14 protein-coding genes are annotated in these 13061 nt (G+C 44.2%); 9 read left to right on the top strand and 5 right to left on the bottom strand.

The window, feature by feature from the left end; genetic code table 11:
* Window positions 1-36: 36 nt before the first annotated feature.
* Window positions 37-2469 carry an outer membrane beta-barrel family protein gene (locus tag K339_RS0131165; protein WP_028527089.1) on the bottom strand — a complete coding sequence of 811 codons (2433 nt, stop codon included), beginning with the start codon at window positions 2467-2469 and terminating at the stop codon, window positions 37-39.
* A gap of 27 nt (window positions 2470-2496) precedes the next feature.
* Complete coding sequence (locus tag K339_RS0131160) at window positions 2497-3915, bottom strand: S41 family peptidase (RefSeq protein ID WP_028527088.1); 1419 nt, start codon at window positions 3913-3915, stop codon at window positions 2497-2499.
* Window positions 3916-3938: 23 nt separating this feature from the next.
* On the opposite strand from K339_RS0131160, the gene K339_RS37405 reads away from it, so the two are divergent.
* The 4 genes from K339_RS37405 to K339_RS0131145 all read left to right on the top strand — a co-directional run bounded on the left by K339_RS37405 (window position 3939) and on the right by K339_RS0131145 (window position 7196).
* Window positions 3939-4133 (top strand): hypothetical protein, encoded by a 195-nt coding sequence (locus tag K339_RS37405; RefSeq protein ID WP_157607838.1) that lies wholly within the window; start codon window positions 3939-3941, stop codon window positions 4131-4133.
* 120 nt (window positions 4134-4253) lie between these two features.
* The gene (locus K339_RS0131155; protein ID WP_028527087.1) at window positions 4254-5399 is read left to right on the top strand and encodes a sensor histidine kinase; all 1146 of its coding nucleotides are present in this window, start codon (window positions 4254-4256) and stop codon (window positions 5397-5399) included.
* Window positions 5371-6423: a sensor histidine kinase gene (locus K339_RS0131150; RefSeq protein WP_028527086.1), complete on the top strand. Its 1053-nt coding sequence runs from the start codon at window positions 5371-5373 to the stop codon at window positions 6421-6423. Before K339_RS0131155 ends, K339_RS0131150 begins: the two co-directional genes overlap by 29 nt.
* Window positions 6420-7196 (top strand): LytR/AlgR family response regulator transcription factor, encoded by a 777-nt coding sequence (locus K339_RS0131145; protein WP_028527085.1) that lies wholly within the window; start codon window positions 6420-6422, stop codon window positions 7194-7196. The genes K339_RS0131150 and K339_RS0131145 overlap by 4 nt, the downstream gene beginning before the upstream one ends.
* Before the next feature lie 59 nt (window positions 7197-7255).
* Here K339_RS0131145 and hslU read toward each other — a convergent pair whose 3' ends face one another.
* Entirely contained in the window at window positions 7256-8692 is a 1437-nt protein-coding gene (gene hslU, locus K339_RS0131140; RefSeq protein WP_028527084.1) for an ATP-dependent protease ATPase subunit HslU, read from the bottom strand.
* A gap of 138 nt (window positions 8693-8830) precedes the next feature.
* Here hslU and K339_RS0131135 point away from each other — a divergent pair, with 138 nt between their 5' ends.
* The 4 genes from K339_RS0131135 (at window position 8831) to K339_RS0131120 (ending at window position 10154) form a co-directional block, all read left to right on the top strand.
* Complete coding sequence (locus K339_RS0131135; protein ID WP_028527083.1) at window positions 8831-9121, top strand: hypothetical protein; 291 nt, start codon at window positions 8831-8833, stop codon at window positions 9119-9121.
* Between the two features lie 83 nt (window positions 9122-9204).
* Complete coding sequence (locus K339_RS0131130; RefSeq protein WP_028527082.1) at window positions 9205-9657, top strand: hypothetical protein; 453 nt, start codon at window positions 9205-9207, stop codon at window positions 9655-9657.
* A gap of 25 nt (window positions 9658-9682) precedes the next feature.
* Entirely contained in the window at window positions 9683-9940 is a 258-nt protein-coding gene (locus K339_RS0131125; RefSeq protein ID WP_028527081.1) for a hypothetical protein, read from the top strand.
* Window positions 9941-9968: 28 nt separating this feature from the next.
* Window positions 9969-10154 carry a hypothetical protein gene (locus tag K339_RS0131120; protein ID WP_028527080.1) on the top strand — a complete coding sequence of 62 codons (186 nt, stop codon included), beginning with the start codon at window positions 9969-9971 and terminating at the stop codon, window positions 10152-10154.
* A 12-nt stretch (window positions 10155-10166) separates the two neighbouring features.
* Here the strand turns inward: K339_RS0131120 and cdaA are convergent, their stop codons facing one another.
* Window positions 10167-10967: a diadenylate cyclase CdaA gene (cdaA, locus tag K339_RS0131115; RefSeq protein ID WP_028527079.1), complete on the bottom strand. Its 801-nt coding sequence runs from the start codon at window positions 10965-10967 to the stop codon at window positions 10167-10169.
* A gap of 31 nt (window positions 10968-10998) precedes the next feature.
* Window positions 10999-11634, bottom strand: coding sequence for a DedA family protein (locus K339_RS0131110; protein ID WP_028527078.1), 636 nt, complete (start codon window positions 11632-11634; stop codon window positions 10999-11001).
* Between the two features lie 115 nt (window positions 11635-11749).
* Here K339_RS0131110 and K339_RS0131105 point away from each other — a divergent pair, with 115 nt between their 5' ends.
* A complete protein-coding gene (locus K339_RS0131105; RefSeq protein ID WP_051398392.1) occupies window positions 11750-12979 on the top strand; it encodes a voltage-gated chloride channel family protein in 1230 nt (409 codons plus the stop codon).
* Window positions 12980-13061: the final 82 nt, after the last annotated feature.

Below are 13061 nucleotides of genomic sequence, written 5' to 3'. Positions count from 1 at the left end.
AGCGGTTGAAAAAGAGACAATTAAAGGAATGCTGAGTTATTTGCGAATGCGAGCCGCATCCTCACTTACCCCCGATTTTCGCCCGCGAGCTTGGTACTTCGACTTCCCAAAGTTGTACGTCACCCGAAACGACGCATAGCGCTGCGGCTGCACGTTGGTAAACGTCATATCCGAATCATCCACTTGGATGTTTGCCCTAAAAATGCTTGTCCAAAAAATATCGTTGACGTTCAGTTGCGTATTCCAGCGGTTATTGGCAAAGCTTTTTTGGATGCCTAAATTAATTGCTCCCAACGAGCGCGCACGGTAGAAACTAGCACGGTCGGGAACATTGTACCAACCCGACACTTCGAGCGTATATCCTTTGGGCAACGTAAACATATTGGAAACCCAGAGCGAAGCCGATAGCCCAGCTACCGAATTGCTTTGGCTATTGAGGGTGACATTTTCGCCCCCGTAGGCAGTGCTGAGGTACATTTGATAGTTCCATTTGGGCATCAAAGTAGCCGAATGACTCACATCAAAAAATAGTCGATGGTTGTTGGTATTGACCTGTTGCCAAGTCGTAAGACTCGTGGTAGCATTGTACAATGGCAACTGAGTCACCCCGTTTTGATTGTAATTATAGCCTGTGACCAACATAAGTTTTTTATACGAATAGGTCACTTCCGATACATTCCGAATACGAGGATACAAGAACGGATTTCCCATCGCTACTGTGTAGGGGTCGATGAAAAAAGGAAAAGGATTGAGTTGCCAGACTGTAGGCCGTGAAATTTTACGCGACGAACTCCATACCAAATTGCTGTTGTCGTTGAGTTTATACTGTAGTGTTAGGTTAGGTAAAATATTCCAATAGTTGCGGTTTACAATCGCTCCTAATGTGACGGATTCCCCTTGGGTAACGGTATTTTCCGCCCGTAGCCCTGCCGTAAAACCTAGCTTTTTAAACTGCTTGCTCATTTGCATAAAAAACATCGTAATGTTTTCGTCGAACGTAAACTCATTACTTCGCCCAAAGTCTTTACGAAAATCAGCCGCTGTCAAAGGAGTCAAACGAGAAGCATCCGTCCGAATGAGCGTATCGTAGTCAATTTTGGCAAGGTTTTTTACGTAATTCATTTTAAAACCTGCCTCCAATTTCCATTCTTTCCCCACAACGTCCGTATAAATCGCGTTCAATGTTCTGAAAGTTGAGTTGGCGAGTTGGTCGTTTCGCTGAACTGAGATACCCCGCACTTGTTCGTTGTTTCGCACATATTCCGACACCATATTTTGCGTCCCAGGTTTCTGACTGCCTGCCACGGCCACTTCCACCATCAGTTCACGGCCTTTGTTGTTTTTGTAGGTATAGCCCGCTAGTCCCGTCAACGAACGGCTATTTTCCGTCATTTGGTTGTAGCTTATCATCAACGGTTGTTCATTTCCGCGCAGCACCGACTTGTTTTCCGCATACGTCGAACTGGGAGCCCTACCCATATCGCCCGTAAGTTTAATATCAAAGCTGTGACGCGGACTGACCACGTACTCTACTCCTACTAATCCGTTGAGGCTTTGGTTGGGGTTTTTAAGGTAGGCATACGACTCAAACACATCTTTATTTCCTTCTTTTCCCATTATACGTCGGTCGGTCAGTTCTTGGTACCAATTGGATGAACTCCAGCCTGTATTGAGCGAAAACGCCATTTTTCGGGTTTTGTACGACAGGTTTCCACCCGCGTCGCCCGTCGCAAAACGGTGTTGCAAATACGTCCCATAGATTGAACCTCGCCCACCCAAGTTTTGATCACGTTTGAGCTTGATGTTAATCACCGTCTGGAACGATGACTCGTACTTGGCAGGCGGCGTGGGCATGAGTTCAATCGTTTCGATTTGGTCGGGCGTCAGCGATTTTAGGTAGTTTTTTTCCTGTTCTTTGGTCATTCGTAGGTCTTTGCCGTCAATCAAAATTTTGGGTGATGTTCCTCTAAACGTAATTTTTCCGCTCATGTCCACCAACAACCCTGGCGAACGCCGCATTACTTCAAGGGCGTTGGTGGCAGTTTTGAACATTTTGCTATCCACATTCACAATGATGTTACCCATTTTTTGCTCAAAAACAGGCTTAGTCCCCTTCACCACGACTTCATTGAGTTGCTTTTGGTCGGCTTGTAAGAATAGCGTTCCTACATCCCAGTCACGTTGGTTTTCACTAATATGGATTGGCGCCGATACAAAACGCTGGTATTCAACGCTAGAAATGGCCAGCAAATAGTGCCCATCTGCAATATTTTGCAGCATAAAACGCCCTGATGTGTCAGTCACGCTCCCTTTTACGAGCGATGAATCTGACGATGATAGCAACGCAACACTCGCAAACTCCACCCCTTTTTGGGTGCTCAATTCCACCGTGCGTCCTTTGATGCTTCCTTTGTTTTGGGCAAAGCATAGCCCGCTGACCAGGGTCAGTACCACGAAAAGATGTTTCATGACTGTTAAGAAAAAAGGGTTAAAACTCTATTTTGATTGCCAGTAATTTTGAACAAATTTTATCCAATCTTTTTCCGAGCTTGGAATCTGAACATCGGGCAGAAAACCAACGTTGTCGATGGGGGCATAATCGACCCAACCTGTGCGGGTGGTGGGCAAGCGTAGTTCGAAGTTTTTGCACGGCAAGTCGTGTTCACGCACATTGCCATAGTCCATCATGCCACCCGTATGGTTGCCAAAAAGCGTCACTTTTTTACTTTGTTTGGCATAAAACACAAAGTACTCCGCGCTGCTGTAACAGTTTTCATTCATTAGCACTGCCACTTTTTGAGGGTACGGCAACACTTCCCCGTACGACATCGTATCGGCAGGATATTCCACCATTTCTCCCACTTTTAGTCGATTTTTAGCCAATGATTCCTGCCAAGGTTTCGCGTCTTTGGCCGAAATCCACCCTTGGGTCAGCGCTCGGTCAATCATCGCTTCTTCCGCTTTTAAATTGTCGGGAGTGCTTCTAAAATGTGAGTGAATATCTCGAAAAGTATTGGTATTGAGGTATTTTAAAATGGCAGGAAAAGACCCATTCATTCCGCCAAAGTTGTCACGAATATCTACAATCAAATGGGGGGAATTCCGTATCGTTGCATCGTGTGCTTTCAGGACACTATCTACCATTTCAAAGGAAATACCAAAAGAAGGGATTCGTACGTAAAAAGTTTGTTTATCAATTGCTTTTACGTGAAACTCCTCGTCGCCCTGCTGTACTTTAGCGAGCTCATCGGGGGTTGCCTTTTGTGGATATTCCCGTACCCAGTAGCCAGAATTAGGGACGTTGAGCAAGTTCCCTTCCAGCGGGAAGGTACGTTCAGAAGAAGTGAGGTCGCCTGCCCAGTAAATTCCTTTATAAGGGCTTGGGCCGCTGGCGGCGGCTTCAAATTTGACCATACCTAGTTGCCATTTTTTATTTTTAGCCGCCAACACCACCGCCGCCATTTTGTCGGGTTGCTGTGGATCACGCATGAGTGCCACGCGGTAACTTCCATCCGCGATTTCCCAAATTCCCTCCAATGGATGTAATTTGCCAGCGTGGGCATCAAAGTAGCTTTTCGCTTGCTGCTCGTCGGTGCTGATGGTACGAATGGGAACCGTTACTTCGGGCTCATTAAAAGAAACCTGAAAATGCCCATCTTTGAAAAAACGTTTGTAGGCCCGTACCAATTGGAAACAACGCTTATCGCCTGGCAAGTCATGGGCTGCCGTTCGCAAACTATCCAATAGTCGTTCGTAGCGTGGCCTTGTTTGAGCAGTTACTTTGTCTTGAAAACCTGCATAGTTGGCTTCTGTTTTCTGGATGTAGGTAGCCAACACCGCCGAACATTCACAGTTTTGGGCCCTACTTTCAATGGCAAAAAGTAAGAAAATACAGAGAAAGAATCGGTTTGCCATACGCTTTGGTTTGTTTAGAAATCATGCTTCAAAACTGCACGCATACGCTGTCGTTACCAAAGTTTTTTGACGAACCTCGCTTTCCTCTCGACGAAAACTCGACAAATGGGACATTCCCTATTACGACGACATCTTGCGGTTGTGAGCAACAACGTGTGGGCGGTTGCTCACAACCGCCCGAATACGACTCGTGCCTGCGGTTGCTCACAACCGACTGAGACTCCTGCGGTTGTGAGCAACCGCAGGCACATAAAGCAACCGCAAGCACATAGAGCAGACGCATATTGATAGAAACTAATGCACTTTGACGAAATTTGTCCAAATTTTTAGACGAACGTATGAATCGCCTCGACCAACCGAATCTACAACTATTTGATGTCGTTGAACAAGCCCTAGATTTCTATAATTCTAGGCTTTGGCTGCGTGTTTTGGCACATCTGTGTTACATTTACTTGAGCTATACATTTCTTGCCAACGATTTTTTCGTTGAAGATTTGAAATATGGCGTCTATTTTTATGTGTACTGGCTCACCAATTTAGTCGCGGCCTACGCCATTTTTTATTATTTATTTCCTACCTATTTCGTCACAGAACGCTATTGGCATTTTTTTTCGTCCATTGGCCTGTGGTACTTTACGGTTTTTAGTTACTTTACTCACGCTTTTCTCCAAGAAGTTTACAGTAACAACACCGTTGGTAGCTATTCAGCACCAAGAGAAGACAATCCTTTTCTTGCCTTTCTCGACATCTACAACCAGTACGGTTTGTGGGGGCACTTTAGAAGCATATCGTTTGCGTTTGTGATATTTTTTGAGTTCAAGTCTCATTTTGGCCTCATTATTTTGGTAAAATCTGTCAAGTACTTTATTGAAAATATCATCAAGCAAAAACACCTCAATGACCTTAACCACGACCTCGAATCTCGATTTTTACAAAGTCAGCTTAACCCTCACTTTTTATTCAATTCGCTCAACAATATCTATGGGCTCATTCTCAATCAAAAGCCCACCACCACCGCCGCCATCAGCCAACTACAAAGCCTTTTAAAAGAATCTTTCGATGATTCTAAAGGCAATAACGTACCGCTGCTTTCAGAAATCAATTACCTTAAAAACTACATCAGCCTCGAAAAAATTAGGCACGACCAAAACGTTCATATTGGTTTTAAGGTGGACGAAAACACGGTTAACAACCATTTCATTGCCCCACGGGTTTTGTTACCTTTTGTCGAAAACGCCTTCAAACATGGCCTAAGCGACAACCTCAAACACGCCCAAATTGACATCAGCATATCCCTAATAAACAACCAGTTACGTTTCGACATTTACAATTCAAAACCCGATTTAAAAGTATCGAAAACCAAAGTAGGCGGAATAGGTTTGGTCAATATCAAACGTCGTTTATCGCTACTCTACCCCTACCATTCGCTCCAAATCCACGATAACCCCAACAGCTATGAAGTCCACCTTAGATTACCTTTATGATAAACGAGCAGGCATTTTTGAGCTTTTGTTTTGGCTTTTTTGGTTTTTTAATAATACCATTTACGTCGGCTCTACCACCAATATGTTCACGTCGGGGGCCTTATTTTGGTCGTTCGGCAACATCATCGTTTTTTACATCACTTATCGATTGGCATTGTACTGTGTGCGTCGGCTGTTTGTACACTATAAGTATGTCATTTATTTATTTTTAGTATATGTGGTGGGTCATTTGGTCAAAACGGTCGTCAACGAAATCATCTGGCAAATTGCGCTAAACCACCTCGATTTTGGGACGTTCAACCAAGACTACCAAAAAATGATCAATATCGACGGCGGGGGGCTAATGCAGCGCTTGTCCGATTTTTTGCTCAACCCTATTATATTTTTGGTACAGGCATCCCGTTGGTTGCCCATTTCCTTGAAGATAATGATAGACTTGGCCTTAGAGCAACGCAAAAACAATGCGCTGAATAAAAACAAAATGGACTTGGAGATTAAGCTTCTAAAATCGCAGATTAACCCTCAATTTATCAATGAGTCGCTCGAAAACATCAAAAATGTGGTCAATACCGACCCCAAAAAGGCCGAACAAATGACACTCAAGCTTTCAAATATGATTCGCTATACCCTTTATGAAACGGATGTCGAGAAAGTAGCGCTTCAGAAGGAATTGGATTTTATGATTAATTACGTTGATTTGCAAGAAACGCGACTCTCGGAACACGTAAACGTCAATTTTCGGCTCAAAACCCATTTCCTCGACAGCCTGACGATTAGTCCATTGCTGATTTTTCCCCTTTTAGAAAAAGCCTTTAAATGTATAAAATCAAACTGCGAGGTGGACATCAAAACGCAAAATGCGGTGTTAGAGTTAAAAATTGAGTCGTACTACGTCTCCGACTGCCACCATTCGGGCATCGAAAATGTGCAAAAAAGATTGGCGTTCTTGTACCCCAACAAGCATCGATTGAAGGTAATCGAAAATGAAGGAATGTATAAAGTTGATTTAAAACTTGAGTTATGAAAAACCTCCGTTGCATTATTGTTGAAGACGAGCCCATTGCCCAGGAAATCATTGAAACTTTTGTCAAACGGCTTCCTTTTTTAGAGCTTGCGGGCAAGGCAAGCAACGCCTTTGAAGCTTACGAACTTCTATCGCAACATTCGATTGATTTGATTTTTTGCGACATCGAAATGCCCCAAATTTCGGGTTTGGAGTTTCTAAAATCGCTGTCGTATCGGCCACAAGTAATTATGACAACGGCTTTTCACCAGTATGCTCACGATGGTTTTGAACTGGATGTTACTGATTATCTGCTCAAACCTATCGCTTTTGAGCGTTTTCTAAGGGCCATCCAAAAAGTAAAAGAGCGGCGAGAAGCCAAAGAAATCCTCGAAAAACGCCGTCACGAACTACAAGAAGCGCCACCAGAAACCGAAGTCAAAACGCCCCCAACGCCTCGCGGGGAAGACAACGGGATTTTTGTCAAAGAAGATGGCAATTTGGTAAAGGTTCTATTTGATGAAATTCAGTACGTGGAAGCGATGAAGGATTACGTCAAGATTTATATCCGCGACCGTTTTATTGTGACTTACCTAACCATGAAAAAAATGGAAGAAAGCCTCCCAGAAAGCATCTTTGTTCGGGTACACAAATCGTACATTGCCAGCCTGCCAAAAATCAAAAGCATCAGCGGAAACATGTTGTCGTTTCATTCGCATACGCAGATTCCGATTGGGATGCAGTATCGGGATGGCTTATTGGCAAAATTAGAAGGGCAAATTGTTATTCGTTAAAATAACAAACCTCCCGAATGTTCATACTCCAAACAGGTAAACATTCGGGAGGTTTGGCACTACAATATATATTGACTCAAATCGCGGTTTTTAACCAAGTTAGCCAAACGCTCCTGCACCAACTCTTTGGTCACAATCACGTGGGCATTGGGTCCGATAACATCAGGAATGTCAAACATGAAGTCATTGAGCAAAGTGCTCATCACCGTCTGAAGACGACGCGCGCCAATGTTTTCCACTTCAGAATTGATGGTAAATGCCAATTTGGCCAACTCTAGCAATGCTTCATCTTGGAAAGTCAATTCGACACCTTCGGCTTCCATCAACGCAAAATATTGACGCGTGAGAGAATTTCGCGGCTCTTTCAAAATACGATAGAAATCATTTTCCGTCAAGCTTTGCAATTCGACCCGAATCGGGAAACGTCCCTGTAATTCTGGAATCAAATCTGACGGTTTAGACACGTGAAAAGCCCCCGCTGCCACAAACAAAATATGGTCGGTTTTGATAGGGCCATGCTTGGTATTAACCGTTGAGCCTTCGACAATCGGCAGCAAATCGCGCTGAACCCCCTCACGACTTACGTCGGGGCCTCCGCCTTTGCCGTTAGAATTGGCGATTTTGTCAATCTCATCAATAAAAATAATTCCCAAATTTTCGGCCTTCAGCAGCGCTTCTTCTTTCACTTCATCCATATCAATAAGCTTGGCCGCTTCTTCTTCCAACAATATCTTACGGGCATCGGCAATGCTCATTTTACGTTTTTTATTACGCTTAGGCATCATGTTACCGAGCATTTCTTGCAAATTCATCATCGACATATCGTCGATAGGCCCACCCATCACGCCAATATTAGGAGCCGACGAAGACTGCATGTCAATCTCGATTTTCCGATTTTCGAGTTCACCCGCCCGTAGCTTATCGCGAAAACGTACGCGTGTGCGCTCGTTGAGTTCGTGATCAGGCATCGACGAAACAGGCGGAGGAGGGTTAACGGCGTCGGTATCATCCGTAATCTCAAAACCTACGCTTGGGCGGGTGCTGTTTGTAGGGGAATTGTTGGGATACATCGGCGGAATCAGCACATCCAAGATAATTTCCTCTACGATGTCCTGCGCCTTTTGTTTTACTTCTTCTTTTTTGGCCGTTTTCACCATATTTACGGCTTGTTCTACCAAGTCGCGCACCATACTTTCGACATCGCGCCCCACGTATCCTACTTCTGTAAATTTAGAAGCTTCTACTTTCACAAAAGGTGCATCGGCGATTTTGGCCAAGCGGCGGGCAATTTCAGTTTTCCCGACCCCCGTCGCCCCAATCATCAAAATATTATTTGGAATAATTTCTTTTTGCATCTCGGGTGTGCTGTTCATCCGACGCCAGCGGTTTCGGAGTGCAATCGCTACGTTGCGCTTAGCATCGTGCTGTCCGATAATGTATTTGTCTAGTTCGGCGACTATTTCGCGGGGAGTTAGTTTATCTAATTGTGAGGACATCCGTTAATTTGACAATGTGAAAATAGATAAATTTGAGAATGTAATAAGGGCATTTTTTTTGCAAAACAAATGTAGAAACGTTGGCATTTTCAAATTTGACCTCTATTTTTGTACAAATTTGATAAACGAATCTTGAAGATGAAACGTAACTTTTTGAAAATAAGTGCTTTGTTGTTGACGGTTTCTTTAGCCTCTTGTAAGTATCAAAAGAACAATACCATCGAACAGACGGATTTGCGCGCTGGCGATGAATACGTTTACGGCGTACACCCCGATTCAGCGGCTCGTCAAACCAAGATTAAATATACGGCAAAACCAGAGTTGGAGCAACGTACCAACGCCATCCGTGAAAAATTGTTTGGTGGTGCAACTCCAGAAACTACGGCTCCTGCAGCCGCTCCTGCTGATACAGTTGTAGCAGCGAAATAATTTCTGCGGGATTTGTTATAAATTTGAAGCGACGCTTGAACAGGCGTCGCTTCTTTTGTTTCCATCAACCTTCTACTAAACCAATGAAACCATTTTCTCTCCTCTGCTTTTTTCTCACTGCATCATTGATTGGCTTTTCACAAACCGAAGAAGCTGCCGTGAAAGTACCTATCCAACAACTTTTTGAAGGAATGAAAAAAAGTGACTCCTCGATGGTACACCAAACATTACTTGCCAACGCCCGCCTTGAATCAATTGTCAAAGCCAAATCAGGCGACATCAGCGTTAAGTCTGATTCATTTGATGGATTTCTCAAAAGCATTGGCAAAGCTACACCTGGCGACCTTGACGAACGCCTTTCTGGAATGCAAATCCGTATTGATGGTGACTTGGCTACTGCCTGGACTCCGTACAAGTTTTATTACAAAGGCAACTTCAGCCACTGTGGTGTCAATGCGTTTCAATTAATAAAAACACCTGCTGGCTGGAAAATCCTCAGCATCATTGATACGCGCCGTAAAGAGGCCTGTGAGTAAATTTCAAAAAATAGAAGACACAATTATGCGCTACGTTGGAGACATCGCCACGACTGATTCGTACAAAATTTCGCTTTATACTTGGAATGAAAAATACATTGTCAAGATTGAAGCTGGGCCTTACGAACAAATGTATAAGGTAAATCAATTGGACTTTTTGGGGGATGAAGCTGCCCTGAGAGAAGTTTTCGCGGACGAAGTTTTTCTAAAAAGTGTATTTGCCCGTTTTCAACAAATGCACAGCGACTTCAACGACGTCCTTACCCGATTTGATTTAGTCTAGTAGTGGTTCATTCTCAAACTTTTTTTCCATGACTTTTGAAGAATACCTTGTCACCAAAAAAATTGACATAAAAACCTTTAGCCAACAAGAAGCGGAGCGTTTTCAGGAATGGGAGCAACTGTTCTCTCAAATTCACCCTGAGAGTTTTACCGCCCAAAAGAAGTTTCTTCTCAACGATGTCCGTCGGAAGTACTTATTAAAAAACGAAGGCTAAAAACGGCACCGCTTATTTTCTACCTACCTCAAACAAGTACTTTTTGAGGCGTTCTTCGACTTCAGAAGCCGAAATATTGCTAAGGAATTGGCCTTCTATGGCCAACGAAATACGTCCTGTTTCTTCCGAAACGACAATCACCGCCGCGTCGGTTACTTCACTCATGCCAAGTGCCGCGCGGTGGCGGAAACCCAAATTTCCAAAATCATCGCTATCCGAAACGGGTAAAATACAGCGAGCGGCTTTGATGCGCCCATCGGCCACGATGACGCCCCCGTCGTTCATGGGGCTGTATTGGTTAAAAAGCGAAAGAAAAAGGCGTTTTGACAACACACTGTCCACCTCTTCGCCCGTTTGGATGTATTTGTCGAGCTCATCGTTTTTCTTGAGTACTAGCAAGCCCCCCGTAAACTCAGCCGCCAGTGCCCGAACTGCCTCTATGATAGGCTTAATTTCATTGATTTTATCGGCCGAAGTTGGTTGACGAAAAAACCGTCCAATGAGACGATTATTGGCAAAAGCGGTTGATTTTCCTACAAACAACAAAAAACGACGAATCTCTTGTTGGAAAATAACAATCAAAGCCACCGCACCCACACCCATGAAATACTCCAGGATTTTGGTGAGCAATTCCAAACCAATGGCCCTGACGACCAAGTAAAAAAGGTAAATCAACAAATACCCTAAAAATACCCTACTCGCCAAACTTCCCCGCACCAAGTAGTAAATTTGATATAAAAGGAAAGCTACCAAGGCAATATCCAAGACGTCAACCCACTCAACGTTCAAAAAACCGATGTGAAAAACGAACATAATAACGACTAGCTATTTTGATATTGGCAATTTATTCGTCAGCAATTTCTTTTTTGGCGTTAAAATACCCTTTTACTACCGTAAACGTCGTAATTCCTAAAAAGAAAAAGATGATGTAATGTACGTAATCTATAATCCAAGGAAATTTTTCCCCAAAATAATATCCTCCACCTGTCAATCCAAAAATCCACAATCCCGCTCCCAACACATTAAACAACATAAAGCCACCAATGTTCATCCGCACCAATCCTGCCAAAATCGGCGCAAAAGTGCGCACAACGGGCAAAAATCGGCTAATCACCAACGTGCGGCTTCCGTACTTATCGAAATACTTACGGGTCGTGTTGATGTGTTGTTTCTTAAAGAACAGCGAATCGGGTCGATTTTGTATGCGATCCCCAAAAAAACGTCCAGTTAAGTAGCCCGTCAAAGAACCCACGATGGCGGCTAAAAACAGACACATCAGTAACAAAAAGATGGGAACGTCGAGGATTTTGAGCGCACAAAATACGCCTGCCAAAAAAACGAGGTAATCGCCTGGCAGAAAAAACGCAAAAAACAGCCCATTTTCGGCAAAAATAATAAGCGTTATGAGCACTAGCCCTCCCGTGCGGATAAGTTCCTCGGAGTTAAGGAGGTATTGGAAAAAGTCAAGGATAGAATTCATGTTCAAAATTACACAACTTATCTGTCACGACAAACCCTCTGCCTCTGGCATACTAATTTTCTAGGGTAATAATTCGCTTTTTCGTATTTTTCGTGCCAAAATAACCCATCGAACCATGAAAAATAACAAATCCGTCATCTTCCCCAGCGCTACTTTCCTTTTTGTGTTCAAATGGTTGGTAATGGCACTTATCGTGGGGATTTTGGCGGGTTCGGCTTCAGCTTTTTTTTTGGTATCACTCAACTGGGTCACCAACTGGCGAGAAACACATTCTTGGATTATCTGGTTTTTGCCCGTTGGTGGATTTATCGTCGGAGCAGTCTATTATTATTGGGGGCAAGATGTAGTAAAAGGCAACAACCAACTCATCGAAGAGTTTCACAGTCCAACCCAGATTGTTCCACCCAAAATGGCTCCGCTTGTACTATTTGGAACGCTAGTCACGCACTTGTTTGGCGGTTCGGCGGGGCGCGAAGGTACGGCCGTTCAAATGGGGGGAGCTATTGCCGACCAGTTTACCAAACTCTTCCGATTTTCGGACGATGACCGCCGCATTTTACTGATTATTGGAATCAGTGCGGGGTTTGCCTCGGTATTTGGGACACCGCTGGCGGGCAGTGTTTTTGCCCTCGAAGTTCTGATTGTGGGTCGAATGCGCTACGAAGCGCTCTTGCCTAGCCTTCTCACGGCAATAATCGCTGACTATACCTGCCACGCATGGCAAGTAGCTCATACGCATTATAACATCCCCAACGTACCTCATATCCACGCAGGTACGCTACTTTGGGCCATTTTTGCGGGCATTTTATTTGGTCTAACGTCCCTTTCTTTTTCTAAAATCGTACACTTTTGGGGAGATTTTTTCAAACGCACGATTGCCTATCCCCCGCTGCGTCCTGTGGTTGGCGGAGCCGTATTAGCGGTTTGTATTTTGCTTTTGGGAACAACTCGGCACATTGGTTTGGGAGTTCCGACCATTGTCGCATCTTTTACCGAACCGCTTGCTCCTTACGATTTTGTACTCAAACTTTTGTTGACCACCTTCACCCTCGGCGCAGGTTTTAAGGGCGGAGAAGTCACTCCCCTTTTCTTCATTGGTGCTACGTTGGGTAATGCGCTTTCGGCCTTCGTTCCGTTGCCGATGGCCTTGCTGGCGGGGATGGGTTTCGTTTCTGTTTTCGCAGGTGCTACCAATACGCCCATTGCCTGTACATTGATGGGGATGGAGCTTTTTGGGGCCGAATGCGGCGTTTTTATTGCCTTATCGAGTGTGGTAGCTTACCTTTTTTCGGGTCATTCAAGCATTTATAGCGCTCAAGTATTTCAGAAAGAAAAACACGATTAATGTGAGGGAGGTCAAAGTGTGGGAGGGTGCTCACACCCTCCCTTCTGTGCCTCAGGTTGCTCACAACCTGAGTTTTCGCCAA

The organism is Runella limosa DSM 17973 (genome assembly GCF_000482465.1).
GTDB classification, from domain to species: Bacteria; Bacteroidota; Bacteroidia; order Cytophagales; family Spirosomataceae; genus Runella; species Runella limosa.
Note: the sequence above shows the minus strand (reverse complement) of the source record. Positions and strands in the feature narration are given on the sequence as shown.

Bases quoted from the DNA above. Each gene is read 5' to 3' on its own strand.
- K339_RS0131165 (WP_028527089.1), bottom strand. From the start codon at position 2,469: ATGAAACATCTTTTCGTGGTACTGACCCTGGTCAGCGGGCTATGCTTT.
- K339_RS0131160 (WP_028527088.1), bottom strand. From the start codon at position 3,915: ATGGCAAACCGATTCTTTCTCTGTATTTTCTTACTTTTTGCCATTGAA.
- K339_RS37405 (WP_157607838.1), top strand. From the start codon at position 3,939: ATGCTTCAAAACTGCACGCATACGCTGTCGTTACCAAAGTTTTTTGAC.
- K339_RS0131155 (WP_028527087.1), top strand. From the start codon at position 4,254: ATGAATCGCCTCGACCAACCGAATCTACAACTATTTGATGTCGTTGAA.
- K339_RS0131150 (WP_028527086.1), top strand. From the start codon at position 5,371: ATGAAGTCCACCTTAGATTACCTTTATGATAAACGAGCAGGCATTTTT.
- K339_RS0131145 (WP_028527085.1), top strand. From the start codon at position 6,420: ATGAAAAACCTCCGTTGCATTATTGTTGAAGACGAGCCCATTGCCCAG.
- hslU (WP_028527084.1), bottom strand. From the start codon at position 8,692: ATGTCCTCACAATTAGATAAACTAACTCCCCGCGAAATAGTCGCCGAA.
- K339_RS0131135 (WP_028527083.1), top strand. From the start codon at position 8,831: ATGAAACGTAACTTTTTGAAAATAAGTGCTTTGTTGTTGACGGTTTCT.
- K339_RS0131130 (WP_028527082.1), top strand. From the start codon at position 9,205: ATGAAACCATTTTCTCTCCTCTGCTTTTTTCTCACTGCATCATTGATT.
- K339_RS0131125 (WP_028527081.1), top strand. From the start codon at position 9,683: ATGCGCTACGTTGGAGACATCGCCACGACTGATTCGTACAAAATTTCG.
- K339_RS0131120 (WP_028527080.1), top strand. From the start codon at position 9,969: ATGACTTTTGAAGAATACCTTGTCACCAAAAAAATTGACATAAAAACC.
- cdaA (WP_028527079.1), bottom strand. From the start codon at position 10,967: ATGTTCGTTTTTCACATCGGTTTTTTGAACGTTGAGTGGGTTGACGTC.
- K339_RS0131110 (WP_028527078.1), bottom strand. From the start codon at position 11,634: ATGAATTCTATCCTTGACTTTTTCCAATACCTCCTTAACTCCGAGGAA.
- K339_RS0131105 (WP_051398392.1), top strand. From the start codon at position 11,750: ATGAAAAATAACAAATCCGTCATCTTCCCCAGCGCTACTTTCCTTTTT.